Here is a 25,536-nt window from a genome sequence, read left to right as displayed (position 1 = left end):
AAAATTACCTATAATAGGAGGAAAATAAAATGAATAACGAACAAATCTTAGAAGCTATCAAATCAATGACAGTTCTTGAATTAAACGACTTAGTAAAAGCAATTGAAGAAGAATTCGGTGTTACTGCTGCTGCTCCAATGGCAATGGCTGCTGGTGGCGGAGCTGCTGCTGCTGAAGAAAAAACTGAGTTTGATGTACTTCTTACATCTGCTGGAGATCAAAAAATTAAAGTAATCAAAGTGGTTCGTGAAATCACTGGTTTAGGATTAAAAGAAGCTAAAGAATTAGTTGACAATGCTCCTAAAGCACTTAAAGAAGGCATTTCTAAAGACGAAGCAGAAGCTTTCAAAACACAACTTGAAGAAGTTGGCGCAGGCGTAGAAGTTAAGTAATTTTTGTACAGTTCGAAGAAAAAAGCTCGTCTGCAAACGACGGGCTTTTCTTCGTATGTATTATGGAGGGTGATTTGGTGTCTGATCATTATTACTCTAGGAAACCTCAAACGGAAAGCAAACCACGCCATTGGAATTTCACATTGCTTGGGCATAATTTTCGATTTGAAACAGATGCAGGTGTATTTAGTAAGAGCGAAGTAGATTTTGGCTCCCGTGTATTAATCGATGCTTTTGAAGCTCCAGATCTAGAAGGTCCAATTTTAGATATAGGTTGTGGATATGGCCCGATAGGTCTTTCTATTGCAAAAGCAAATGAGAGAAGAACAGTTCATTTGGTAGATGTTAACACACGTGCAATCCAACTTGCAGAAAAAAATGCTGCTGCTAACGGGATACAAAATGTACGAATCTATGAAAGTGATGGATTGTCAGCGGTTGACACTGCGAACTTTGCGGCTATTATAACTAATCCACCGATTCGCGCTGGGAAAGAAACTATTTTTCGTTTCTATAATGAATCTTATGAAAAGTTAGTTTCAAAGGGAGAATTGTGGATTGTGATTCAAAAGAAACAAGGGGCACCATCAACTTTTAGTTATTTAGAAGAGATTTTTGGTCAAGTAGACCTTGTTGATAAGGCTAGAGGTTATTGGATTATCAAAGCTACAAAGATTGACTTGACAAAATCGCTATGATATTATAAGAAAATGCAAAATTATTATTTTGAGGACGTATGCCCTTTTGGCCCTTTTGAATGAGAAGTCATACAAATGGGTATACTGGCCGAGAAAAAGTTTGGTTAATCGAAAATGAGCTCTTGTTAAGAACTCGTTTTCTTTTTGTCTTTCGATATCATACACCAAAATGTTCATATCGAAAAGACCTAATATCGCTTTAATTGAGGGGTGAATGAGTTGACAGGTCAACTAGTTCAATACGGACAACACCGCCAGCGCAGAAGTTTTGCGCGTATTAGTGAGGTGCTAGAACTTCCGAATCTAATTGAAATTCAGACGGCATCTTATGAATGGTTCCTTGAGGAAGGTTTACGTGAAATGTTTAAGGATATTTCACCAATCGAGGACTTTACAGGCAATCTATCACTTGAATTTGTCGACTATAGTTTAAATGAACCGAAGTATTCGGTCGACGAATCCAAAGAACGTGACGCAACATACGCAGCACCACTTCGCGTAAAAGTACGTCTCCACAACAAAGAAACGGACGAAGTGAAAGAACAAGATGTCTTTATGGGTGATTTCCCACTAATGACTGAAACTGGAACTTTCGTTATTAACGGAGCTGAGCGCGTAATCGTATCTCAGTTAGTCCGCTCACCAAGTGTTTACTTCCATGATAAAACAGACAAAAATGGTAAAAAAGGTTTTGGATCAACAGTAATACCTAACCGTGGTGCTTGGTTAGAATACGAAATTGATGCAAAAGATGTAGTATACGTTCGTATTGATCGTACACGTAAATTACCAGTTACTGTTTTACTTCGCGCTTTAGGCTTTGGAACAGATCAAGAGATTATCGATTTAATTGGTGACAACGAATATTTACGTAACACGCTAGAAAAAGATAATACAGAAACGCCTGAAAAAGCGTTATTGGAAATCTATGAGCGTCTACGTCCTGGTGAACCACCAACTGTGGAAAGTGCAAAGAGCTTACTATACTCTCGCTTCTTTGACCCAAAACGCTATGATTTAGCGAACGTTGGTCGTTACAAAATGAATAAAAAATTGCATATTAAAAATCGCTTGTTTAACCAAACAATAGCGGAAACGCTAGTGGATCCGGAAACAGGAGAGATTTTAGTAGAAGCGGGTACATTAATTGATCGTCGTGTACTAGATCGCCTAATTCCTCATCTTGAAAATGGTATTGGCTTTAAAACATTATCTCAAGTAGGTGGTGTCTTAGAGGATGATATTACAATCCAATCGATTAAAATTTATGCGCCGAATGATGAAGAACAAAAAGAAGTTAACGTAATAAGTAACGCTTATGTAGAAACAGAAGTGAAAAATATTACGCCAGCTGACATTGTTTCATCAATTGGTTACTTCTTTAACCTGTTATTTAACGTTGGGAACACGGATGATATTGATCATCTAGGTAACCGTCGTTTACGTTCTGTAGGCGAGTTACTACAAAATCAGTTCCGTATTGGTCTTTCACGTATGGAACGTGTAGTACGTGAGCGTATGTCTATTAACGACACACAATCTATCGTCCCACAACAACTAATCAATATACGTCCAGTTATTGCATCTATTAAAGAATTCTTTGGTAGCTCGCAATTATCTCAGTTTATGGATCAAACAAACCCGCTAGCTGAGTTGACGCATAAACGTCGTCTATCGGCGCTTGGACCCGGTGGTTTAACACGTGAGCGTGCAGGATTTGAAGTACGTGACGTACATTACTCTCACTATGGTCGTATGTGTCCAATTGAAACGCCTGAGGGACCAAACATTGGACTTATAAACTCACTTTCCAGTTTTGCGAAAGTAAATAAATTTGGATTTATAGAAACACCATATCGCCGTGTTGATCCTGAGACCGGCTTAGTTACATCACGAATCGACTATTTAACTGCGGATGAAGAGGATAACTATGTGGTAGCACAAGCAAACTCTCCATTATCTGAAGAAGGAGCATTCCTTAAAGAAGAAGTAGTAGGTCGTTTCCGTGGAGATAACACCGTATTTAGAAAAGAACAAATTGACTACATGGACGTTTCGCCGAAACAAGTTGTTTCTGCTGCGACAGCATGTATTCCGTTCTTGGAAAACGATGACTCCAACCGTGCTCTTATGGGAGCGAACATGCAGCGTCAAGCTGTTCCATTATTAAACCCAGAAGCTCCATTTGTTGGAACTGGTATGGAACATGTAAACGCTCGTGACTCAGGTGCTGCAGTTATTGCAAAATTCGATGGTATTGTTGAACACGTAGAAGCAAAAGAAATTCGTGTTAGACGTATCGAAGAAGTGGATGGCAAAGAAGTTAAAGGTGATTTAACATCTTATAAAGTTCATAAATTTGAGCGTTCAAATCACGGGACATCTATAAACCAACGTCCAATTGTAAAAATTGGTGATCGTGTTAAACCTCTGGATATTCTTGCAGATGGTCCTTCTATGGAACAAGGAGAGCTTGCTTTAGGACGTAATGTTCTAGTAGCTTTCATGACATGGGATGGATACAACTATGAAGATGCCGTAATTATGAGTGAACGTCTAGTGAAAGATGATGTATATACTTCAGTGCATATTGAAGAGTATGAATCAGAATCACGTGATACAAAGCTTGGGCCAGAAGAAATTACGAGAGATATTCCAAATGTCGGTGAAGACGCATTGCGTAACTTGGACGACCGTGGAATTATCCGTATTGGTGCAGAAGTTCGTGACGGAGACATTCTTGTTGGGAAAGTAACGCCTAAAGGTGTTACAGAACTAACAGCTGAAGAACGTTTACTACACGCAATTTTCGGTGAAAAGGCTCGTGAAGTTAGAGATACATCCCTACGTGTTCCACATGGTGCTGGCGGGATTGTATTAGATGTAAAAGTATTTAATCGTGAAGATGGAGATGAGTTATCTCCAGGTGTTAACCAATTAGTTCGTGCTTATATCGTTCAAAAACGTAAAATCTCCGTTGGGGATAAAATGGCCGGACGTCATGGTAACAAAGGTGTTATCTCGCGTATTCTTCCTGAAGAAGATATGCCATTCCTTCCAGACGGCACACCAGTAGATATCATGTTAAATCCACTTGGGGTACCTTCTCGTATGAACATCGGGCAAGTACTAGAACTCCATTTAGGTATGGCTTCTAAATTACTTGGCGTTCATATGGCATCACCAGTATTTGATGGTGCTAACGAAGAAGACGTTTGGAACACAATGGAAGAAGCTGGACTTAATCGTGACGGTAAAACTATCCTGTATGACGGGCGCTCAGGTGAACCATTTGATAACCGCGTATCTGTTGGGGTTATGTATATGATTAAACTTGCCCACATGGTAGATGATAAGTTACATGCACGTTCTACTGGACCTTATTCACTTGTTACGCAACAACCTCTAGGAGGAAAAGCGCAATTTGGTGGACAACGTTTCGGTGAAATGGAAGTATGGGCACTAGAAGCTTATGGTGCCGCTTATACGTTACAAGAAATTTTAACAGTTAAATCCGATGACGTTGTTGGACGTGTGAAAACATATGAAGCAATCGTTAAAGGGGAGAGTGTACCAGAACCAGGAGTTCCTGAATCATTCAAAGTATTGATAAAAGAGCTACAAAGTCTAGGTATGGATGTTAAAATGCTTACAATTGACGAAGAAGAAATTGAGCTTCGCGATTTAGATGAAGATGATGACATTCCAGCAGCTGATGCACTTGGTATACTACCGATTGCAACAGAAGAGGAACCAGTTAGTACAGTAGAATAAAAAAGCGTAATTGCGCATAGATAGCATAATAAAAACCGGACAGGTGATGCCTGTCCGTGTTTCCGTATAAAATTGCATAATGCAGAGCTACTTGGAAAAGTCTTTTAAAAGACACAAGACTAAAGGGAGGTAGGCTCCTTGATAGACGTTAATAATTTTGAGTATATGAAAATTGGTTTAGCTTCACCTGATAAAATCCGTTCATGGTCTTATGGAGAAGTAAAAAAACCTGAAACAATTAACTATCGTACATTAAAACCTGAAAAAGACGGTTTGTTCTGTGAACGTATTTTTGGTCCTACAAAAGACTGGGAATGTCATTGCGGAAAATATAAACGCGTTCGTTATAAAGGTGTTGTATGTGATCGTTGTGGAGTAGAAGTAACACGTTCAAAAGTACGTCGTGAGCGTATGGGTCACATCGAACTAGCTGCTCCTGTGTCACATATTTGGTATTTCAAAGGGATTCCAAGTCGTATGGGTCTACTTTTGGATATGTCTCCAAGATCACTAGAAGAAGTAATTTACTTTGCTTCTTACGTAGTAATAGAACCAGCAGACACGCCTCTTGAAAAGAAACAATTGCTTTCAGAAAAAGAGTACCGTGCATATCGCGATAAGTTTGGTACTAAATTCCAAGCTGCAATGGGTGCTGAAGCTATCAAGCGTTTACTTACTGAAATTGATTTAGAAAGTGAAACAGAGCATTTAAAAGAAGAGTTGAAAACAGCTCAAGGTCAACGTCGTACACGTGCGATTAAACGTTTAGAAGTTGTAGAATCTTTCCGTAACTCAGGAAACAAACCTGACTGGATGATTTTAGATGTTCTACCAGTAATTCCTCCAGAATTACGTCCGATGGTTCAATTAGATGGTGGACGCTTTGCTACATCAGATTTAAATGATTTATATCGTCGTGTTATTAACCGTAATAACCGTTTAAAACGTCTATTAGATCTTGGCGCTCCTAATATTATTGTTCAAAATGAGAAGCGTATGTTACAAGAAGCTGTAGATGCATTGATTGATAATGGTCGTCGTGGCCGTCCGGTAACTGGACCAGGTAACCGTCCATTAAAATCACTTTCACATATGTTAAAAGGGAAGCAAGGTCGTTTCCGTCAAAATCTACTAGGTAAACGTGTTGACTACTCTGGTCGTTCGGTTATCGTAGTAGGACCAAACTTGAAAATGTATCAATGTGGACTTCCAAAAGAAATGGCGATTGAATTATTCAAACCATTTGTGATGAAAGAACTTGTTGAACGTGGTTTAGCCCACAACATTAAGAGTGCAAAACGTAAAATTGAACGTATGCATGCTGAAGTATGGGATGTATTAGAAGATGTTATTAGAGAGCATCCGGTGCTACTTAACCGTGCCCCTACTCTTCACCGTCTTGGTATTCAAGCTTTTGAACCAACATTAGTAGAAGGACGCGCAATTCGCCTTCATCCTCTAGTATGTACAGCATATAATGCTGACTTTGATGGTGACCAAATGGCTGTTCACGTACCTTTATCTGCTGAAGCGCAAGCTGAAGCTCGTTTACTAATGCTAGCAGCACAAAACATTTTGAACCCGAAAGATGGTAAACCAGTTGTTACACCATCTCAAGATATGGTTTTAGGAAACTATTACTTAACACTTGAGCGTAAAGGTGCAATGGGCCAAGGTACAACGTTCTACGGGCCAGAAGAAGTGCTTATTGCTTATAATACTGGTCATGTGCATTTGCATACACGTATTGCAATATCAGCAGCATCTGTAAAAAATCAAACATTTACAGAAGAACAAAACAAGATGCTATTGTTAACGACTGTAGGTAAAGTAATTTTCAATGAAATACTTCCAGCAACGTTCCCATACATTAATGAACCGACAGATTTCAATCTACAAATTGAAACTCCGGAGAAATATTTTGTTCCAACAATTACAGATGTTAAAAAGCATATCGAGTCTATGGAACTTGTAGAGCCATTCAAGAAGAAAATTCTTGGAAATATCATCGCAGAAGTATTTAAACGTTTCCATATTACAGAAACGTCGAAAATGCTTGATCGCATGAAAGCCCTAGGATTTAAATACTCTACTAAAGCTGGTATTACAATTGGTATTTCTGATATCGTAGTACTTCCAGACAAAGGTGAAATTCTTGAAGAAGCACAAAGTAAAGTAGATAAAGTTATCAAGCAATTCCGTCGTGGTCTAATCACGGAAGAAGAGCGTTATGCAAGTGTTATTGGACATTGGAGTAAAGCAAAAGAAGTTATTCAAGATAGACTGATGAAAACACTAGATCATATGAACCCAATCTACATGATGAGTGACTCAGGTGCCCGTGGTAATGCATCTAACTTTACTCAACTTGCAGGTATGCGTGGACTTATGGCCAATCCGGCCGGTCGTATTATTGAACTTCCGATCAAGTCATCATTCCGTGAAGGTTTAACAGTACTTGAATACTTCATCTCTACACATGGTGCTCGTAAAGGTCTTGCCGATACAGCTCTTAAAACTGCCGATTCAGGTTACTTAACTCGTCGTCTAGTAGACGTTGCACAAGATGTTATTGTACGTGAAGAAGATTGTGGAACGGACCGCGGATTATTAATTGGTTCACTTATGGAAGGTACGGAAGTTATTGAAGAGTTTGGCGAACGTATTGTCGGTCGTCATACGAAGAAAACAATTTTCCATCCAACTACAAATGAACTGATTCTAGAAAAAGACGGGTTAATCACACAAGACGTCGCTCGTGTTATTGAAGAAGCAGGTATTAATGAGTTAACAATTCGCTCAGCATTTACTTGTAATACAAAACATGGTGTTTGTAAAAAATGTTACGGCTTAAACTTAGCTACAGGTGACACAGTTGAAGTAGGAGAAGCAGTCGGTATTATAGCAGCTCAATCAATTGGTGAACCAGGTACTCAGTTAACAATGCGTACATTCCATACAGGTGGGGTTGCAGGAGACGATATTACTCAAGGTCTTCCGCGTATCCAAGAAATTTTTGAAGCACGTAATCCTAAAGGGCAAGCTGTTATATCTGAAATCTCAGGAACTGTTACTGAAATTGATGAAATTAGAGAAGGCCAAAAAGAAATTACAATTCAAGGGAATGTAGAAACTCGTAAATATTTGGCACCATACAATGCTCGTTTAAAAGTACAACTAAACGATACAATGCATCGTGGTCAAGTTTTAACAGAAGGTTCTATAGATCCTAAAGAATTGTTGAGAGTTAAAGATGTTTCAACTGTTCAAGAGTACTTATTAAAAGAAGTACAAAAAGTTTACCGTATGCAAGGGGTAGAAATCGGGGATAAACACATCGAAGTTATGGTACGCCAAATGCTTCGTAAAGTACGTGTGATTGAAGCTGGGGAAACAGACCTACTTCCAGGATCACTACTAGATATCCATCAATTTGCTGAAGCGAACAAAGAAGCAGTTTTACAAGGTAAAATCCCTGCAACTTGTCGTCCAGTTATCCTTGGTATTACTAAAGCTTCACTTGAAACAGAATCATTCTTATCTGCAGCATCGTTCCAAGAAACGACTCGTGTCTTAACAGACGCAGCGATTAAAGGGAAACGTGATGAATTATTAGGCTTGAAAGAAAACGTAATTATCGGTAAACTAGTTCCAGCTGGTACAGGTATGCAACGTTATCGCCAAATTAAAATCACGGACAACGAAGCAGATTCTGGAAAAGAGTTAGTTAACGCAGAGTAAAAAAATTGAATGTTAGGGAGAAGAAGTTTTATTTCTCCCTAATATTTTATAATTACTGTTGACACATTTTTCAATGAGTGATAATATATTTAAGGTTGATAGTTATTTGACTTGTACCCTTTGGAGGATATGCAAATGTCTTATGAAAAAGTGAAACAAGCGAAAGAAACAATCATAGGTACAAAGCAAGCAGTAAAAGCAATGAAAAAAGGGCTTGTCAAAGAAGTTTATATTGCACTAGATATAGAAGAGAGAATCATTGAACTAGCACGAACAACAGCACAAGAAAACAATGTTTCAATTAACTATGTTGAGTCTAAAGTAGATCTTGGTAAGGCTTGTGGACTGCGCTTAGCGGCGTCAGTAGTAGCTATTACTGTGTAACAGTTTTTGTGTAAATCACAAAGACTTTGTTTTTACCCAAAAAATGAACCACCTGGATGTGTGGTATTAACAAGAACAAATGAAGGGAGGAATAATCGATGCCTACAATTAACCAATTAGTACGTAAGCCTCGTCAATCCAAAATCACGAAATCAAAGTCTCCTGCACTAGGGAAAGGTTATAACAGCTTCAAAAAGGCTGGTACTAACTTAAACTCTCCACAAAAACGTGGGGTTTGTACTCGTGTTGGTACTATGACGCCGAAAAAACCTAACTCAGCACTTCGTAAATATGCGCGTGTACGTTTAACTAATACGTTAGAGGTTACTGCTTATATTCCAGGAGAAGGACACAACCTACAAGAACATAGTGTTGTACTTATCCGCGGAGGAAAAGTAAAAGATTTACCAGGAGTACGTTACCATATCGTACGTGGTGCTCTTGATACAGCTGGTGTTACTGGTCGTATGCAAAGTCGTTCACTTTATGGCGCTAAACGCCCTAAAGCAGCAAAAAAATAATATAATTAATAATTTGACATTCGTCGAAAGGAGGAAAACACATGCCTCGTAAAGGTCCTGTTTCCAAACGTGACGTGTTACCAGATCCAATTTACAATTCAAAACTAGTAACTCGTTTAATCAATAAATTGATGGTTGATGGTAAAAGAGGTACTTCTCAAAAAATTCTATACGGAGCGTTTGAACTTGTAAAAGAACGTTCTGGTAAAGATCCATTAGAAGTATTTGAAGCTGCCCTAAACAATGTAATGCCAGTTCTAGAAGTTCGTGCTCGCCGTGTTGGTGGTGCTAACTATCAAGTACCAGTTGAAGTACGTCCTGATCGTCGTTCAACACTAGGTCTTCGTTACTTAGTAAACTATTCACGTCTTCGTGGAGAAAAAACGATGGAAGAACGTTTAGCTAACGAAATTCTTGATGCATCTAATAATACTGGTTCATCAGTTAAAAAACGTGAAGATATACACAAAATGGCTGAAGCTAACAAAGCATTCGCTCACTACCGTTGGTAGAATCTTTTTTAATATTATTATAAAACTATACTCTAATCCGACTATGGAAGGAGAAATACAATATGGCTAGAGAGTTCTCCTTAGAAAAAACACGTAATATCGGTATCATGGCTCACATCGATGCTGGTAAAACTACTACTACGGAGCGTATTCTATACTACACTGGTAAAATCCACAAAATCGGGGAAACTCATGAAGGTGCATCACAGATGGACTGGATGGAGCAAGAACAAGAACGTGGAATTACGATTACTTCTGCTGCAACAACAGCTGCTTGGGATAATCACCGTGTAAATATCATCGATACACCTGGACACGTAGACTTCACTGTTGAAGTTGAACGTTCACTTCGTGTACTTGATGGTGCGGTTACAGTACTAGATGCTCAATCTGGTGTTGAACCACAAACTGAAACAGTATGGCGTCAAGCTACAACTTATGGCGTACCACGTATTGTTTTCATCAACAAAATGGATAAAATGGGTGCGGACTTCCTTTATTCTGTAGGAACGCTTCATGATCGTTTACAAGCTAACGCTCATCCAATTCAATTACCTATCGGTGCAGAAGATGAATTCAACGGAATTATTGACTTAATTACGATGACAGCAACTATGTATCCTAATGACTTAGGAACTGATATGGAAGAAATAGAAATTCCAGAAGAGTACAAAGCTCAAGCGCAAGAATACCGTGAAAAACTAGTTGAAGCGGTTTCTGAACTTGACGAAGACTTAATGGATAAATATTTAAATGGTGAAGAAATCACGAACGAAGAATTAGTTAACGGTATTCGTAAAGGTACCCTAAACGTAGAGTTCTATCCAGTAGTGTGTGGTACTGCATTCAAAAACAAAGGTGTTCGTAAAGTTCTAGACGCAGTTGTTGCATACCTTCCATCACCACTTGATATTGCTGCTATGGTTGGTACTGACCCAGATAGCGAAGAAGAAATTTTACGTCATTCGGATGACTCAGAACCTTTCTCTGCATTAGCATTTAAAGTTATGACGGATCCTTATGTTGGTAAACTAACATTCTTCCGTGTATATTCTGGTACGTTACAAGCCGGATCATATGTTCAAAACTCAACAAAAGGTAAGCGTGAGCGTGTAGGACGTATTCTACAAATGCATGCGAACTCTCGTTCAGAGATTTCAGAAGTACATGCTGGAGATATCGCTGCAGCAGTAGGTCTAAAAGATACTACTACTGGTGATACACTTTGTGATGAAAAAGCTTTAGTAATTCTAGAGTCTATGGTATTCCCAGAGCCAGTTATTTCGTTATCAGTTGAGCCAAAATCTAAAGCTGACCAAGATAAAATGGGTGCTGCTCTTGTTAAATTAGCAGAAGAAGATCCTACATTCCGCGTTCATACAGACCAAGAAACTGGTCAAGTTATTATCGCTGGTATGGGTGAACTTCACCTTGATATCTTAGTTGACCGTATGCGTCGCGAATTTAAAGTAGAAGCTAACGTAGGTGCTCCTCAAGTATCTTACCGTGAAACTTTCCGCTCTTCAGCTAAAGTTGAAGGTAAATTCGTACGTCAATCAGGTGGACGTGGTCAATTCGGACACGTTTGGATCGAATTCTCTCCAAACGAAGAAGGAAAAGGCTTTGAGTTTGAAAATGCTGTTGTCGGTGGGGTAGTTCCACGTGAATACATTCCAGCTGTTGAGGCAGGTCTTCGTGACTCACTTAACAATGGTGTACTTGCTGGATATCCATTAATCGATATTAAAGCAAAATTATACGACGGATCATATCATGACGTTGACTCCAATGAGATGGCCTTCAAAGTTGCTGCTTCTATGGCATTGAAAAATGCTGTATCTAAAGTAAACCCAGTAATTCTTGAGCCTATCATGAAAGTTGAAGTTGTTATTCCTGAAGAATATTTAGGAGACATCATGGGTGATATCACTTCTCGTCGTGGACGCGTTGAAGGTATGGACGCTCGCGGAAATGCACAAGTAGTGCGTTCAATGGTTCCGCTTGCTGAAATGTTCGGATATGCAACGTCTTTACGTTCTAATACGCAAGGACGCGGAGTCTTCTCAATGACATTCGATCACTATGAAGATGTTCCGAAATCAATTTCTGAAGAAATTATCAAAAAAAATAAAGGTGAATAATTGAATTATCACCAAATTTAAAGTATAACTAATTTGTAGTCTATGAAAGTTAAGGGGCGTTTAGTCCCTTACTTTTATAATAAAAAATCATACAATTACTGAGGAGGACTTCTCTAATGGCTAAAGAAAAATTTGACCGCTCCAAAACACATGCTAACGTTGGTACTATCGGACACGTTGACCATGGTAAAACAACTCTAACTGCTGCTATCGCAACAGTTCTTTCTAAAAAAATGGGTGGAACAGCTAAGTCTTACGCTGATATCGATAATGCACCTGAAGAAAAAGAACGCGGTATCACTATCAATACTTCACATGTTGAGTATGAAACTGAAACTCGTCACTACGCACACGTTGACTGCCCAGGACATGCTGACTATGTTAAAAACATGATCACAGGTGCAGCACAAATGGATGGTGGGATCTTAGTAGTATCTGCTGCTGATGGCCCAATGCCACAAACTCGTGAGCACATTCTTTTATCTAAACAAGTAGGTGTTCCATACCTAGTTGTATTCATGAACAAATGTGATATGGTAGACGACGAAGAATTACTAGAATTAGTTGAAATGGAAGTTCGTGATCTTCTTTCTGAATACGATTTCCCAGGCGACGACATTCCAGTAATCAAAGGTTCTGCTCTTAAAGCTCTTGAAGGCGAAGCAGAATGGGAAGAAAAAATCGTTGAATTAATGGACGCTGTAGATAGCTATATCCCAACACCAGAACGTCAAACTGACAAACCATTCATGATGCCAGTTGAGGATGTATTCTCAATCACTGGTCGTGGTACAGTTGCAACAGGACGTGTTGAACGTGGCCAAGTTAAAATCGGTGACGTTGTAGACATTATCGGTATTACAGAAGAAGCTAAATCAACTACTGTAACTGGTGTTGAAATGTTCCGTAAACTTCTTGACTATGCAGAAGCTGGAGACAACATCGGAGCTCTTCTTCGTGGGGTAGCTCGTGAAGATATCCAACGTGGTCAAGTTTTAGCTAAACCAGGTACAATTACTCCACACACAGACTTCAAAGCTGAAGTTTATGTTCTTTCTAAAGAAGAGGGTGGACGTCATACTCCATTCTTCTCAAACTACCGTCCTCAGTTCTACTTCCGTACAACTGATGTAACTGGTGTTTGTAACTTACCAGAAGGCGTAGAAATGGTTATGCCTGGAGACAACATCGAAATGACAGTATCTCTAATTTCACCAATCGCTATCGAAGAAGGTACTAAATTCTCTATCCGTGAGGGTGGACGTACTGTAGGCGCTGGTGTAGTTGCTACTATCACTAAGTAATCTATAATTCTTATATAAAAACCATCTCGTGACGACGAGATGGTTTTTTTTATGCCTAAAATTGTGTACACTGAGTAAAGGGGTGTATAAAATGCAAAAAATTTTGTTAATAGAAGATGATATTTCTATATTCAATTTGATAAAAGATCATTTTCTTCATTGGTCATTTGAAGTAATTGGCCCAATTAATTTCCAGCAAATACTTCCTACTTTTTTAGAAGAGAAACCACAGTTGGTTATTATAGATATTCAACTTCCAGCATATGATGGTTTTCATTGGTGCCGAGAAATTCGTCGACACTCGAAAGTTCCTATTATTTTTCTTTCATCTAGAGATCATCCAATGGACATGATTATGGCAATGCAAATGGGTGCAGATGATTTTGTACAAAAACCTTTTAATATGGAAGTGTTATTGGCGAAAATCCAAGCAATACTTCGAAGAACTTATGATTATGGGGATGAGCAATTAGATATTGTCCATTGGAATGATGCTATCATTGATTATTCTAGAAGCGCTATTTCCAGAGAAGATCAAGAGGTTGAACTTACTAAAAATGAGTTGTTTATCCTAAGAGTGTTAGTTCAGTCTTTAGATAAAATTGTTTCTAGAGATGAGCTTATGAGAAGATTATGGGATGACGAAAAGTTTGTGAATGACAATACACTTTCTGTAAACGTTAATAGATTGCGCTTAAAACTAGAGCAAATTGGGTTGGAAGAAGTCATCGTGACCAAAAAGGGATTAGGTTATATAGCAATAACAAAGGAGGGGCTATGAGGCTGTTTCTATTATATATAAAAGAACGATCAGCTTGGATTTTATTTTTTAGTTTTCTACAGCTATGGCTAAATATTCTCCTTACATTAGACGTAAACTTTACTAATACTTCTATTCTATATATGAATAGTACTAATCTACTTTTATTTTTAGTATTCTTTTTATGTAGGTATTTTAGGGAAACAAAGTTTATTAAAAATGTATTAAAGGTCAATCGTGGTGATTCGACGTTCGATCAGCTTATAGCTAGACTACCTGACGGACAATCCCTTTTTGATAAGATGATGATGGATGAGATACAAGAAATTATTCAATCAGGAAAACATGAGCTCAATGGTTCCCATATACTTTTTCTAGAAGAAAAGGACCAGACCCTTTCTTGGATACATGAGATGAAAACACCGCTTACGAGTATGAAGCTAATGATAGATAATGTAGAAGATTCGATCCTTAAGAAACAACTAGAAGTAGAATGGCTTAGAATGCATATGCTATTAGACCAACAACTTCATAAAACACGACTACCATTTATTGAGAAAGATAACGTTATAGAAAAAGTAAATCTGCAAAAAGTTATATTCCGGGAAATTAAAGAATTGAAGCCGTGGTGTATGCAACGGAATATTGGATTTGAAACAGAAGGGTTAGATAAAACAACACTTACTGATCACAAGTGGCTAGCATTTATTGTAAGGCAAATCGTATCAAATGCTGTGAAATATAGCAAAGAGCACAAAGAAATTCATATAAGTACAACAATAGACAATTTGGGTCATCTAGTCCTTTCTATAAAAGACGAAGGGGTAGGAATATCGCAAGCGGACTTGCCTAGAATTTTTGAAAAGTCCTTTACCGGTAGGGTTGGAAGAGAAAGTGCTGCCTCAACTGGAATGGGGCTATACTTAGCTAAGAATTCCGCGGAAAAACTTGGGATTAATATAAACGTTACTTCAGAGATAGGTGTTGGTTCTACCTTTTCCTTACAATTCCCCATACAAAATGAGATGCAAGAAATACTAGGTAGGTGACGAAAATGTCATCTACTTTCTTTGTTTGTCACCTAAAACGAACGATTAATCTTGAAATAATGGGTAAAATGAAGTTAATAAAAGGTAGGAGGTAGACCATGGTTATTTTACGAGGTCGAAAGATTAAAAAAGTATTTGGTAAAAAATCCAATACTCAGGAAGTGTTAAAGGATATTGACATAGAAGTACGAGAAGGGGAATTTGTTGGGATTATGGGACCTTCGGGCTCAGGGAAAACAACCCTATTAAATGTCTTAGCTTCAATTGATAAAGTTACATCTGGAATAATTGAGATTAACAATAATAATCTTCAAAAAATGAAAGAACAGAAGCTTTCCAAATTTAGAAGAGAACAGCTTGGTTTTATCTTTCAGGATTATAATTTGTTGGATACGCTAACAGTTAAAGAAAATATTTATCTTCCATTATCTGTAGGAAAAACCTCTAAGAGCGAGGGGGAGGACAAGATAAGGGATATTACAGCTCTTTTAGGAATTGAAGATATATTAAACAAATATCCTAATGAGATATCTGGTGGACAAAAGCAAAGAACATCTGCGGCAAGGGCACTAGTCGGTAATCCTTCTATTGTATTTGCAGATGAGCCAACTGGAGCTCTAGATTCCAAATCTGCTACTGCATTGTTAAGTAATTTGGAAAAAATAAACAAAGAAAAGAAAGTCACGATTATGATGGTAACACATGACTCTGTAGCGGCAAGCTTTTGCTCACGTGTTCTATTTTTAAAGGACGGACAGATATATTCTGAGTTGTATAAGGGTGACAAGGATCGCAAACAATTTTTCCAAGAGATCATGAATACCCAAGGTGTATTGAGTGGTGATGGCTATGACGCTTAATCAATTGGTTTTAAGAAGTATGAGGAAAAATATAAAGAGTTATTATCTCTATGTTTTTGCTTTAGTATTCAGTGTTTCATTATATTATTCTTTTGTTACTTTACAGTACAATCCAGCCATTGTTAATGAAATCGGTACTGGTAGATCTTCAGCTGCATTAAAAGCAGCTTCCTATTTATTATTATTTATCGTAACTTTCTTTGTACTCTATGCTAATAAGCTCTTCATGAATAGACGGAGCAAAGAAATTGGTTTATACCAGCTAGTCGGCATGTCCAAGAGCCTAGTGGCTAGACTAATAGCAATTGAGAATATTATTCTTTGGTTCAGTGCTATTGTCATTGGTGTATTAGTAGGTTTACTTACCTCAAGAATATTTGTAATGATTCTCTTGAAAATAGTAGAAAAGGACGCATTTGTAGAGCTTTCATTTTCTGTAGAAGCAATGATTAATACTATAGTTATTTTTTCAGTACTATTATTGATAGTAATTTTGCAAACCGCAATAAGAATTAAAAGAGTAACTCTACTAGCTCTAATTACAACAACCGCAGTCGCAGATGAAAGGGTCAAAAAGTTTAATGCCTTTCAGATGTTTTTAGGATTTGTAGGGTTGATTTCTATAGGGTATGGCTACTATTTATCGACGACACTATTAGACTTGGATAACTTACCTTCTGCCAATATACTGTTATTCAAAATGGTTTCTATACTTGCTTTAACGGTTGGTGGAACCTATTTTGTATTTCGATTTTCGGTAGCGTTAATCCTAAACCTTATAAGAAAAAGTAAAAAAGGTTTGCTATCTATTCAAGATGTATTATCGTTATCAACGATCATGCATCGAATGAAAGCCAATGCGATGTCTCTGACTACTATTACAGTATTGTCCGCGACTACGCTAGCAATATTAACATTAACCTACATTTCCTACTATTCAACGGACTCAGTGGCGAATCAAGCAGTACCTTATGATTTTATAATGTATGAGGATACTGGTTTTGAAATGGTTGGAGAATTTGATAAAGAAGGAATTCAATATACTAGGTATGATATTGACATACTAGCGGTTCCATCAGATGTCCGTACTTTATTGATCAAGAAAGCTGCGTTAGATAAAACTTTGTCCACCGAGTTAGGTGTACAAGTTGTTAGCCTAAAGGCGATTCAAAAAAAGCTTCCTAATCTTCAATTACAAGAAGAGGAAGGTTATATAATAGGTTACGATAGTTTGAGCGCAGAAAACATAAGAATAGAAGGACAAAAACCTATACAGTTTAATACTTCTACAGGTAAAGATGAAATATTTATTAAGGAAGTTATAGAGGATCGACTAATACCTGATTATCACTATTTTGGATTTTTTACAGTCGTAGTGTCAGACACCTATTTTCAAAAGCTACTTAATGACCCTCTTACTAAGAACCAAAAAATAGTTGGTATGGATTTGAAGGAAGAAAATCAATTAATAAAGGCGCAAGAAGTATTTGAAGCAAATAAAGTGTCAGTGGAAATGCCTATTCCAGGTAATGATCGAGCAACAAACACAGTCAGTGTACAATCACAGGAAGATTATCGCATAAATATGTTAGATTCACTTGGAATGACCATTTTTATAAGTGGATTTTTAGGCTTAGCGTTTTTAATAGCTACAGGTAGTATTCTGTACTTTAAACAAATGTCTGAGGCGGATGAAGAAAAAGGAACCTATAAAATTTTACGCAAAATGGGCTTTACTACTAATGAGATTATGAGTGGGATCCGACGTAAGCAGTTGTTTAACTTCGGTTTTCCATTAATAATAGGCTTAGCACATAGTTATTTTGCAGTAAAATCGGGTTGGATTTTATTTGGCACCGAGTTGGTTGCTCCCTTATTAATCACAATGGGTATATATATTGTTCTTTACTCCATCTTTGCGATTCTTTCAGCAGGTTATTATCGAAAGGTAGTAGAAGCAGCCTTATAATACAAAAGCTTGATTTCCATTTGGAGGTCAGGCTTTTGTTTTTGTATAGAGTTTTTCATAGATATTGAATGAGTAATATTTTATTAGTACAGGTTTGTGCTCAGGAGATAGACTTGTTCATTCCGACAAGGTTAGTTTTAAAAGTGATTTAGATTATTATATAATCTATTGACATTTTCATTAAAAAAATATAAACTTCTACCTATTAGTAATCTAGTGCGTGAAAGTGAGTGGTAAAGTTGAATGCTGTCTTAATAGCGGTAATAGTCATGTTAGTATTGAGTTTACTTCGTATCAACGTAGTATTCTCCTTAATTATAGGGGCCCTTGTAGGAGGCCTTACAGCCGGTTTATCCGTTGCGGAAACCATTGATGCATTTACAGGTGGGTTAGGAGCTGGGGCGACCATAGCACTTAGCTATGCGTTACTAGGAGGCTTTGCCATCGCTATCTCCAAGACTGGTATACCTGAGTTATTAGTGTTAGCCATCTTGAAGTTAGTAAAGAGTAAAGGAGACTCCAATAAAGTAGGGCTAGTGAAAGCTTTAGTATTCTTGTTGTTACTTATGATGGCTGTATTCTCGCAGAACTTAATTCCGATTCATATTGCCTTCATCCCATTACTGGTACCACCCATCTTAAAAGTGTTAAATATGTTGCAAGTGGATCGAAGATTGATAGCTTGTATTTTAGCTTTCGGTTTAATTACCCCGTATATGTTTTTGCCATACGGGTTTGGTGCAATTTATCAAGACATCGTTGCTACACAGATGGGGTTATCAGGATTAGAAATAGCTTTAAGCGATATTCCTAAGGCGATGGCAGTTCCAGCTCTAGGAATGGTATTTGGACTTGTAATGGCATTTGTTTTGTTTCGGAAACCCAGAAGTTATAAGCAGCAAGAAGTAGAAGTGAATGATCTAGAAGTAGATGTAAAGAAAAGTAGTATAGTTTTTACTATTATTTCTTTGGTTGCGGCTTTGACAGTTCAAGTTGAAACCGATTCTATGATTGCCGGAGCGCTTGCTGGTATCGTTGTCCTTTATGTCAGTGGTGCATTAAAAAGGAAAGAAGCGGATGTACTTCTCACTGAAGGAATGCGTATGATGGCCTTTGTAGGATTCGTTATGATTACCGCAAATGGATTTGCAGCGGTTATTAATGCTACGGGGCATGTAGAAAGTCTTGTAGAAGCATCTTCGGGATTATTACAGGGTAATGTGAGTATAGCAGTGCTGATTATGTTAATAGTAGGCTTGGTTGTAACGATGGGGATCGGTTCATCATTTGCTACTATCCCTATAATAGCTGCCATCTTTGTACCGCTTGCAATGGAACTTGGATTAAGTCCATTAGCAACAATTGCATTAATAGGCACAGCAGGTGCTTTAGGTGATGCCGGGTCACCTGCTTCTGACTCAACGCTTGGCCCAACTGCAGGATTGAATGTAGATGGACAGCATAACCATATATGGGATACTTGTGTTCCCACGTTTGTTGCATATAATATTCCGCTCGTGCTTTTCGGATGGATTGCAGTTGTGTTTGTTCTATAGTAATAACTAGAAAGGGATATCTCTATAGAAGAGATATCCCTTTTAGTTATAGTAACTTTAAAGAGCTTGCAGAAGAGTATGCGTGTTGCGTATATATTATTATTGTTATCAGTTGCTATTTTCACTAGAATTTTATATACTAGAAAACGGCTTAGAAAAACATAAGAATTATAGAAAAGTAATGCGGTTATAACTTTAAAAATAATTTCGTAAAAAACACTTGCGAAATATTTTTTTAATGTGTATAATGTTGAATGTTGGTCTTTGACTGCGATGAAGCGAGAGGTTACCGACACACCCGGCCGCTTTGCCATGGCGAGTGTACGGAAAATTTTCGTGGAGAATGTCTAGAAAATAGGCGAAAAGGAGGGAAAGTAATGGCAAAACAAAAAATTCGTATCCGTTTAAAAGCGTATGATCATAGAATTCTGGATCAATCTGCTGAGAAAATTGTGGAAACTGCTAAACGTTCAGGTGCAAGTGTATCGGGTCCGATTCCACTTCCGACTGAAAGATCTGTTTATACGATTCTTCGTGCTGTTCATAAGTATAAAGATTCTCGTGAGCAATTCGAAATGCGTACGCATAAACGTCTTATCGATATCGTTAACCCAACACCACAAACTGTTGATGCGTTAATGAAGCTTGATTTACCATCTGGCGTTGATATTGAAATCAAACTTTAATGGTAAAAAATAAAAAAACACAAATTATTATAGGAGGTGTGACGGATGACCAAAGGAATCTTAGGTAGAAAAATCGGTATGACGCAAGTATTTGCTGAGAACGGTGACTTAATCCCTGTAACTGTTATTGAAGCTACTCCAAACGTAGTACTTCAAAAGAAAACAGTTGAAACAGACGGTTACGAAGCTATTCAGTTAGGTTTTGAAGACAAGCGCGAAAAGCTTTCTAACAAACCTGCGAAAGGGCACGTAGCTAAAGCAAGCACTGCTCCTAAGCGCTTCATCCGCGAATTCAGCGGCTTGGATACAGCTAATTACGAAGTTGGTCAAGAAGTCAAGGTAGAAAGTTTTACAGAAGGCGATGTAATTGATGTAACAGGTACTACTAAAGGTAAAGGTTTCCAAGGTGTTATTAAACGCCACGGACAATCTCGTGGACCAATGGCCCATGGATCTCGTTACCACCGTCGTCCAGGTTCAATGGGGCCAGTTGCTCCGAACCGTGTATTCAAACAAAAGAAATTACCTGGTCAAATGGGTGGACATACAGTAACAATCCAAAACTTAGAAATCGTAAGAGTGGATGCTGAACGTAACCTATTATTAGTAAAAGGTAATGTTCCTGGTTCTCGTAAATCATTAGTAGTAGTTAAAGCTGCTATTAAATCGAAATAATTCTCTAAAGAAAGGAGGAAACAGGAATGGCAAAAGTATCATTATTCAATCAAGCAGGAACTTCAGTTGGCGAAATCGAATTGAACGATAAAATTTTCGGTATCGAACCAAATGAATCTGTCTTATTTGACGCTATCATTTCTCAACGCGCTTCACTTCGTCAAGGTAATCACAAAGTGAAAAACCGTTCTGAAGTTGCTGGTGGTGGACGTAAACCATGGAAACAAAAAGGAACTGGACGTGCTCGTCAAGGTTCTATCCGCTCTCCACAATGGCGTGGTGGTGGTGTTGTTTTCGGACCAACTCCACGTAGTTACAGCTTCAAATTACCTAGAAAAGTACGTCGTTTAGCACTTCTTTCAGCGCTTTCAACAAAAGCTCGTGAAGAAAGTATCGTAGTACTTGAAGGTTTAGCATTTGATGCACCAAAAACAAAAGACTTCGTGAAAGTGTTATCTAACCTTTCAATCGATAAAAAAGCGTTATTCGTAACTGCTGATTTAGATGAAACAGTAGCATTAGCTGCTCGTAACATCCCTGGAATCACAGTAGTGTCTGCAACAGGCATTAACGTTTTAGATTTAATCGGTCATAACAAAGTTGTAATGACTAAAGCAGCAGTAGAAAAAGTAGAGGAGGTGCTTGGATAATGGAAGCACGTGATATTATTAAACGTCCGGTCATTACCGAGCGTTCTTCTGAAGTAATGGCAGATAAAAAGTACACTTTCGAAGTGGACACTCGTGCCAATAAAACTCAAGTTAAATACGCAATTGAAGAAATTTTCGGAGTAGATGTTGAGAAAGTTAACATCATGAACTACAAAGGAAAATACAAACGCGTAGGTAAATTTGGTGGGTATACGAACAAGCGTCGTAAAGCTATTGTTACGTTAACTCTAGAAAGCAAAGAAATCGAGTTATTCGAAATCTAATCCTTATAATAAGGAATTAATAATCAAGAAGGAGGGAATAACATGGCGATTAGAAAGTATAAACCAACGACAAACGGACGTCGTAACATGACTTCATTAGATTACGCTGAAATCACAACTGACAAGCCAGAGAAATCTCTACTTGCTCCTGTGAAACGTAAAGGCGGCCGTAACAATCAAGGTAAAATTACTGTTCGTCATCATGGTGGTGGACATAAGCGTCAATACCGTATCATTGATTTCAAACGAAATAAAGATGGTATACCAGGACGCGTTGCTACTATTGAATATGATCCAAACCGTACTGCGAATATCGCATTAATTAATTATGCGGATGGGGAAAAACGTTACATCCTAGCTCCTAAAGGCTTAGAAGTGGGAATGACAATCGTGTCAGGACCAGAAGCTGATATCAAAGCAGGAAACGCTCTTCCATTACAAAACATTCCAATGGGTACTACTATCCATAACATTGAAATGAAACCTGGTAAAGGTGGTCAGTTAGTTCGTTCTGCTGGTACATCTGCTCAATTACTTGGTAAAGAAGGTAAGTACGTAATCGTACGTTTACAATCTGGTGAAGTTCGTTTAATCCTAGGTGTTTGCCGTGCAACTATCGGTGAAGTAGGAAACGAACAACACGAACTTGTGAACATTGGTAAAGCTGGTCGTAATCGTTGGTTAGGTAAACGCCCAACTGTACGTGGATCAGTAATGAACCCGAACGATCACCCACATGGTGGTGGTGAAGGTAAAACTCCAATCGGTCGTAAGTCACCAATGTCTCCATGGGGTAAACCAACTCTTGGATACAAAACTCGTAACAAGAAAAACAAATCCGACAAACTTATCATTCGTCGTCGTAAAAAATAAAGTGGTCTTACTACGGTTCGCAGATAGAACCGTGGTGTCATCACGGAGGGAGGTTTCAGCATGGGTCGTAGCTTGAAAAAAGGACCTTTCGCAGACGATCATCTAATTAAGAAGGTCGATGCACAAAAGGACTCTGAGAAAAAACAAGTGATTAAGACTTGGTCTCGCCGTTCTACAATTTTCCCTACTTTTATCGGGTTAACAATCGCTGTATATGACGGACGCAAACATGTTCCTGTATACGTAACTGAAGATATGGTAGGTCATAAACTTGGCGAGTTTGCACCAACACGCGCTATAGGTAGTCATGGTTCTGATGATAAGAAAACAAGACGCTAATTTGAGAGGAGGTCATTAAAATGTCACAAGCAAAAGCTATTGCTAAAACAGTGCGCATTGCCCCTCGTAAAGTAAGATTAGTCGTTGATTTAATCAGAGGTAAGCAAATCGGTGAAGCAGTTGCAATTTTAAAACTTACTCCAAAAGCAGCATCGCCTGTAGTTGAAAAGGTATTAAAATCCGCAGTTGCCAACGCTGAGCACAATTATGATTTAGATGTAAATAACCTAGTTGTTTCTGAAGTCTTTGTTGATGAAGGTCCAACATTAAAACGTTTCCGCCCACGTGCTATGGGACGTGCAAGTGCTATTAACAAACGTACTAGCCACATCACAATCGTGGTATCAGAGAAGAAGGAGGGATAATTCGTGGGTCAAAAAGTACATCCTATAGGATTACGAGTAGGCATCATTCGTGACTGGGAGTCAAAATGGTACGCTGGTAAAGACTATGCAACTCTACTACACGAAGACTTGAAAATCCGTAAGTACATCGAAACTCGTTTGAAAGAAGCTTCTGTTTCTACTGTAGAAATCGAACGCGCTGCAAAACGTGTTAATGTATCAATTCACACAGCTAAACCAGGTATGGTAATCGGTAAAGGTGGTACGGAAGTGGAAGCACTTCGCAAGCACTTGAACGATTTAACTGGTAAACGTGTACACATAAATATTGTTGAAATAAAACGAGCTGACTTAGATGCTAAATTAGTAGCAGAAAGTATTGCACGCCAACTAGAAGGGCGCGTATCTTTCCGTCGTGCTCAAAAACAAGCAATTCAACGCACAATGCGTTCTGGCGCTAAAGGTATTAAAACTCAAGTATCTGGACGCTTAGGCGGCGCTGACATTGCTCGTGCTGAACATTACAGCGAAGGAACTGTACCACTTCATACATTACGTGCTGACATTGATTATGCACATGCTGAAGCTGACACAACTTATGGTAAGCTTGGCGTTAAAGTATGGATCTATCGTGGTGAAGTCCTTCCAGTTAAGAAGAACTCTGAGGAAGGAGGCAAATAATATGTTAATGCCTAAACGCGTTAAATATCGTCGTGAACACCGTGGGAAAATGCGTGGTGAAGCTAAAGGCGGCAAAGAAATAGCATTCGGTGAGTTTGGTTTACAAGCAACTGAAGCAAGCTGGATCACAAGTCGTCAAATTGAAGCAGCCCGTATTGCAATGACACGTTACATGAAACGTGGCGGTAAAGTATGGATTAAAATATTCCCTCACAAACCTTATACGAAAAAGCCTCTTGAGGTACGTATGGGTTCAGGTAAAGGTGCTCCTGAAGGATGGGTAGCAGTTGTAAAACCTGGAAAAATTATGTTTGAAATAGCTGGCGTTTCTGAAGAAGTTGCTCGTGAAGCATTGAGATTAGCATCACATAAGCTTCCGATTAAATGTAAAATAATCAAACGTCAAGAAATTGGTGGTGAATCTAATGAAAGCTAATGACATCCGTGACCTTACTACTGCAGAAATAGAACAAAAGGTAAAATCACTGAAAGAAGAGCTTTTCAACCTACGCTTCCAATTGGCGACTGGTCAATTAGAAAACACAGCTCGCATTCGCGAAGTTCGTAAAGCGATCGCGCGTATGAAAACTGTGGTTCGTGAAAGAGAAATCAGTGCAAACAACTGATAAAGGAGGTTTTCTGGCATGACTGAGCGTAATCAACGCAAAGTATACACTGGCCGTGTGGTATCAGATAAAATGGATAAAACAATTTCTGTTTTAATTGAAACTCATAAAAAACACAAGTTATACGGTAAACGTGTTAAGTATTCTAAGAAATTTAAAGCTCATGATGAGCAGAACGAAGCCCAAATCGGAGATATCGTCCGTATCATGGAAACTCGTCCGCTATCAGCTACTAAACGTTTCCGCCTATTGGAAGTTGTAGAAAAAGCGGTTATTATCTAATAATAAGTTCGGAACTAATATATTCCGAAGGGAGGTTACCTAAGTGATCCAACAAGAAACTCGTATGAAAGTTGCTGACAACTCAGGTGCACGCGAAGTTTTAACTATTAAAGTACTTGGTGGTACTGGACGTAAGACTGCTAATATCGGCGATATCGTCGTATGTACAGTTAAGAAAGCAACACCAGGTGGCGTTGTCAAGAAGGGTGACGTCGTTAAAGCTGTAATCGTTCGCACTAAAAGCGGCGTACGCCGTAAAGACGGAACTTATATCAAATTTGATGAAAATGCTTGCGTTATTATCAAAGATGATAAAGGCCCGCGTGGAACTCGTATCTTCGGACCAGTTGCTCGTGAATTACGCGACAGCAACTTTATGAAAATCGTTTCATTAGCTCCAGAAGTTCTTTAATTTACATGAAAGTGCCAATCAAG

At 38.4% G+C, this 25,536-nt stretch carries 26 protein-coding genes; all 26 read left to right on the top strand.

The features are described from left to right. The first annotated feature begins 29 nt into the window (after positions 1-29). The 26 genes from rplL (at position 30) to rplN (ending at position 25,513) form a co-directional block, all read left to right on the top strand. Positions 30-392: a 50S ribosomal protein L7/L12 gene (rplL, locus tag MKX39_RS18705; RefSeq protein ID WP_093537875.1), complete on the top strand. Its 363-nt coding sequence runs from the start codon at positions 30-32 to the stop codon at positions 390-392. Positions 393-469: 77 nt separating this feature from the next. Then, positions 470-1,090: a class I SAM-dependent methyltransferase gene (locus MKX39_RS18700; RefSeq protein ID WP_093537874.1), complete on the top strand. Its 621-nt coding sequence runs from the start codon at positions 470-472 to the stop codon at positions 1,088-1,090. Positions 1,091-1,309: 219 nt separating this feature from the next. Next, positions 1,310-4,864, top strand: a complete 3,555-nt coding sequence (gene rpoB, locus MKX39_RS18695) for a DNA-directed RNA polymerase subunit beta (protein WP_093537873.1) — start codon at positions 1,310-1,312, stop codon at positions 4,862-4,864. Positions 4,865-5,002: 138 nt separating this feature from the next. Beyond that, on the top strand, positions 5,003-8,605 hold the full coding sequence (rpoC, locus tag MKX39_RS18690) for a DNA-directed RNA polymerase subunit beta' (RefSeq protein ID WP_340764091.1): 3,603 nt from the start codon (positions 5,003-5,005) through the stop codon (positions 8,603-8,605). Between the two features lie 135 nt (positions 8,606-8,740). Continuing rightward, positions 8,741-8,989, top strand: a complete 249-nt coding sequence (locus tag MKX39_RS18685; protein WP_093537871.1) for a ribosomal L7Ae/L30e/S12e/Gadd45 family protein — start codon at positions 8,741-8,743, stop codon at positions 8,987-8,989. Between the two features lie 98 nt (positions 8,990-9,087). Further along, on the top strand, positions 9,088-9,510 hold the full coding sequence (gene rpsL, locus MKX39_RS18680) for a 30S ribosomal protein S12 (protein ID WP_093537870.1): 423 nt from the start codon (positions 9,088-9,090) through the stop codon (positions 9,508-9,510). A 41-nt stretch (positions 9,511-9,551) separates the two neighbouring features. Beyond that, positions 9,552-10,022, top strand: a complete 471-nt coding sequence (gene rpsG / locus MKX39_RS18675; protein WP_093537869.1) for a 30S ribosomal protein S7 — start codon at positions 9,552-9,554, stop codon at positions 10,020-10,022. A gap of 62 nt (positions 10,023-10,084) precedes the next feature. Next, on the top strand, positions 10,085-12,163 hold the full coding sequence (gene fusA / locus MKX39_RS18670) for an elongation factor G (RefSeq protein WP_340771096.1): 2,079 nt from the start codon (positions 10,085-10,087) through the stop codon (positions 12,161-12,163). Between the two features lie 116 nt (positions 12,164-12,279). Beyond that, on the top strand, positions 12,280-13,467 hold the full coding sequence (tuf, locus tag MKX39_RS18665) for an elongation factor Tu (RefSeq protein WP_093537867.1): 1,188 nt from the start codon (positions 12,280-12,282) through the stop codon (positions 13,465-13,467). A 91-nt stretch (positions 13,468-13,558) separates the two neighbouring features. After that, positions 13,559-14,248 carry a response regulator transcription factor gene (locus tag MKX39_RS18660; protein ID WP_340764086.1) on the top strand — a complete coding sequence of 230 codons (690 nt, stop codon included), beginning with the start codon at positions 13,559-13,561 and terminating at the stop codon, positions 14,246-14,248. Continuing rightward, positions 14,245-15,276 (top strand): sensor histidine kinase, encoded by a 1,032-nt coding sequence (locus MKX39_RS18655; RefSeq protein ID WP_340771094.1) that lies wholly within the window; start codon positions 14,245-14,247, stop codon positions 15,274-15,276. The genes MKX39_RS18660 and MKX39_RS18655 overlap by 4 nt, the downstream gene beginning before the upstream one ends. 98 nt (positions 15,277-15,374) lie before the next feature. After that, on the top strand, positions 15,375-16,136 hold the full coding sequence (locus tag MKX39_RS18650; RefSeq protein WP_340771092.1) for an ABC transporter ATP-binding protein: 762 nt from the start codon (positions 15,375-15,377) through the stop codon (positions 16,134-16,136). After that, positions 16,126-18,105 (top strand): ABC transporter permease, encoded by a 1,980-nt coding sequence (locus tag MKX39_RS18645; protein ID WP_340771091.1) that lies wholly within the window; start codon positions 16,126-16,128, stop codon positions 18,103-18,105. Before MKX39_RS18650 ends, MKX39_RS18645 begins: the two co-directional genes overlap by 11 nt. Positions 18,106-18,344: 239 nt before the next feature. Continuing rightward, entirely contained in the window at positions 18,345-19,661 is a 1,317-nt protein-coding gene (locus tag MKX39_RS18640; RefSeq protein WP_340771089.1) for a Na+/H+ antiporter family protein, read from the top strand. Between the two features lie 377 nt (positions 19,662-20,038). Beyond that, positions 20,039-20,347, top strand: coding sequence for a 30S ribosomal protein S10 (rpsJ, locus tag MKX39_RS18635; protein WP_042478628.1), 309 nt, complete (start codon positions 20,039-20,041; stop codon positions 20,345-20,347). A gap of 45 nt (positions 20,348-20,392) precedes the next feature. Continuing rightward, positions 20,393-21,022 (top strand): 50S ribosomal protein L3, encoded by a 630-nt coding sequence (rplC, locus tag MKX39_RS18630; protein ID WP_093537862.1) that lies wholly within the window; start codon positions 20,393-20,395, stop codon positions 21,020-21,022. 26 nt (positions 21,023-21,048) lie between these two features. Next, a complete protein-coding gene (gene rplD / locus MKX39_RS18625; RefSeq protein WP_093537861.1) occupies positions 21,049-21,672 on the top strand; it encodes a 50S ribosomal protein L4 in 624 nt (207 codons plus the stop codon). Further along, positions 21,672-21,956 carry a 50S ribosomal protein L23 gene (gene rplW, locus MKX39_RS18620; RefSeq protein WP_093537860.1) on the top strand — a complete coding sequence of 95 codons (285 nt, stop codon included), beginning with the start codon at positions 21,672-21,674 and terminating at the stop codon, positions 21,954-21,956. Before rplD ends, rplW begins: the two co-directional genes overlap by 1 nt. A gap of 42 nt (positions 21,957-21,998) precedes the next feature. Then, positions 21,999-22,829 carry a 50S ribosomal protein L2 gene (rplB, locus tag MKX39_RS18615; protein ID WP_093537859.1) on the top strand — a complete coding sequence of 277 codons (831 nt, stop codon included), beginning with the start codon at positions 21,999-22,001 and terminating at the stop codon, positions 22,827-22,829. A 60-nt stretch (positions 22,830-22,889) separates the two neighbouring features. Then, positions 22,890-23,168, top strand: coding sequence for a 30S ribosomal protein S19 (rpsS, locus tag MKX39_RS18610; protein WP_093537858.1), 279 nt, complete (start codon positions 22,890-22,892; stop codon positions 23,166-23,168). 20 nt (positions 23,169-23,188) lie between these two features. Next, positions 23,189-23,533, top strand: a complete 345-nt coding sequence (gene rplV / locus MKX39_RS18605; RefSeq protein ID WP_093537857.1) for a 50S ribosomal protein L22 — start codon at positions 23,189-23,191, stop codon at positions 23,531-23,533. A 3-nt stretch (positions 23,534-23,536) separates the two neighbouring features. Continuing rightward, positions 23,537-24,193 (top strand): 30S ribosomal protein S3, encoded by a 657-nt coding sequence (gene rpsC, locus MKX39_RS18600; protein WP_093537856.1) that lies wholly within the window; start codon positions 23,537-23,539, stop codon positions 24,191-24,193. 1 nt (position 24,194) lies between these two features. Further along, complete coding sequence (gene rplP, locus MKX39_RS18595; RefSeq protein ID WP_093537855.1) at positions 24,195-24,629, top strand: 50S ribosomal protein L16; 435 nt, start codon at positions 24,195-24,197, stop codon at positions 24,627-24,629. Next, entirely contained in the window at positions 24,619-24,819 is a 201-nt protein-coding gene (gene rpmC / locus MKX39_RS18590) for a 50S ribosomal protein L29 (RefSeq protein WP_093537854.1), read from the top strand. The genes rplP and rpmC overlap by 11 nt, the downstream gene beginning before the upstream one ends. A gap of 18 nt (positions 24,820-24,837) precedes the next feature. After that, entirely contained in the window at positions 24,838-25,101 is a 264-nt protein-coding gene (gene rpsQ / locus MKX39_RS18585) for a 30S ribosomal protein S17 (RefSeq protein WP_090567844.1), read from the top strand. A gap of 43 nt (positions 25,102-25,144) precedes the next feature. Further along, positions 25,145-25,513, top strand: coding sequence for a 50S ribosomal protein L14 (gene rplN, locus MKX39_RS18580; protein WP_053591327.1), 369 nt, complete (start codon positions 25,145-25,147; stop codon positions 25,511-25,513). Positions 25,514-25,536 lie beyond the last annotated feature (23 nt).

This window comes from Psychrobacillus sp. FSL K6-1464 (assembly GCF_038003145.1).
GTDB classification, from domain to species: Bacteria; Bacillota; Bacilli; order Bacillales_A; family Planococcaceae; genus Psychrobacillus; species Psychrobacillus psychrotolerans.
The sequence above is the reverse complement of the archived record's forward strand: the minus strand, read 5'-3'. Positions and strand labels throughout refer to the sequence as shown.

What these genes read in the sequence shown, in the direction of transcription:
- rpsQ (WP_090567844.1), top strand. Translation starts at nt 24,838, where the DNA reads ATGACTGAGCGTAATCAACGCAAAGTATACACTGGCCGTGTGGTATCA.
- MKX39_RS18645 (WP_340771091.1), top strand. Translation starts at nt 16,126, where the DNA reads ATGACGCTTAATCAATTGGTTTTAAGAAGTATGAGGAAAAATATAAAG.
- MKX39_RS18655 (WP_340771094.1), top strand. Translation starts at nt 14,245, where the DNA reads ATGAGGCTGTTTCTATTATATATAAAAGAACGATCAGCTTGGATTTTA.
- rplV (WP_093537857.1), top strand. Translation starts at nt 23,189, where the DNA reads ATGTCACAAGCAAAAGCTATTGCTAAAACAGTGCGCATTGCCCCTCGT.
- MKX39_RS18685 (WP_093537871.1), top strand. Translation starts at nt 8,741, where the DNA reads ATGTCTTATGAAAAAGTGAAACAAGCGAAAGAAACAATCATAGGTACA.
- rpsL (WP_093537870.1), top strand. Translation starts at nt 9,088, where the DNA reads ATGCCTACAATTAACCAATTAGTACGTAAGCCTCGTCAATCCAAAATC.
- MKX39_RS18650 (WP_340771092.1), top strand. Translation starts at nt 15,375, where the DNA reads ATGGTTATTTTACGAGGTCGAAAGATTAAAAAAGTATTTGGTAAAAAA.
- rplB (WP_093537859.1), top strand. Translation starts at nt 21,999, where the DNA reads ATGGCGATTAGAAAGTATAAACCAACGACAAACGGACGTCGTAACATG.
- rplD (WP_093537861.1), top strand. Translation starts at nt 21,049, where the DNA reads ATGGCAAAAGTATCATTATTCAATCAAGCAGGAACTTCAGTTGGCGAA.
- rpsJ (WP_042478628.1), top strand. Translation starts at nt 20,039, where the DNA reads ATGGCAAAACAAAAAATTCGTATCCGTTTAAAAGCGTATGATCATAGA.
- rplP (WP_093537855.1), top strand. Translation starts at nt 24,195, where the DNA reads ATGTTAATGCCTAAACGCGTTAAATATCGTCGTGAACACCGTGGGAAA.
- MKX39_RS18660 (WP_340764086.1), top strand. Translation starts at nt 13,559, where the DNA reads ATGCAAAAAATTTTGTTAATAGAAGATGATATTTCTATATTCAATTTG.
- rpsS (WP_093537858.1), top strand. Translation starts at nt 22,890, where the DNA reads ATGGGTCGTAGCTTGAAAAAAGGACCTTTCGCAGACGATCATCTAATT.
- rplL (WP_093537875.1), top strand. Translation starts at nt 30, where the DNA reads ATGAATAACGAACAAATCTTAGAAGCTATCAAATCAATGACAGTTCTT.
- rplC (WP_093537862.1), top strand. Translation starts at nt 20,393, where the DNA reads ATGACCAAAGGAATCTTAGGTAGAAAAATCGGTATGACGCAAGTATTT.
- rpmC (WP_093537854.1), top strand. Translation starts at nt 24,619, where the DNA reads ATGAAAGCTAATGACATCCGTGACCTTACTACTGCAGAAATAGAACAA.
- fusA (WP_340771096.1), top strand. Translation starts at nt 10,085, where the DNA reads ATGGCTAGAGAGTTCTCCTTAGAAAAAACACGTAATATCGGTATCATG.
- rplW (WP_093537860.1), top strand. Translation starts at nt 21,672, where the DNA reads ATGGAAGCACGTGATATTATTAAACGTCCGGTCATTACCGAGCGTTCT.
- tuf (WP_093537867.1), top strand. Translation starts at nt 12,280, where the DNA reads ATGGCTAAAGAAAAATTTGACCGCTCCAAAACACATGCTAACGTTGGT.
- rpsG (WP_093537869.1), top strand. Translation starts at nt 9,552, where the DNA reads ATGCCTCGTAAAGGTCCTGTTTCCAAACGTGACGTGTTACCAGATCCA.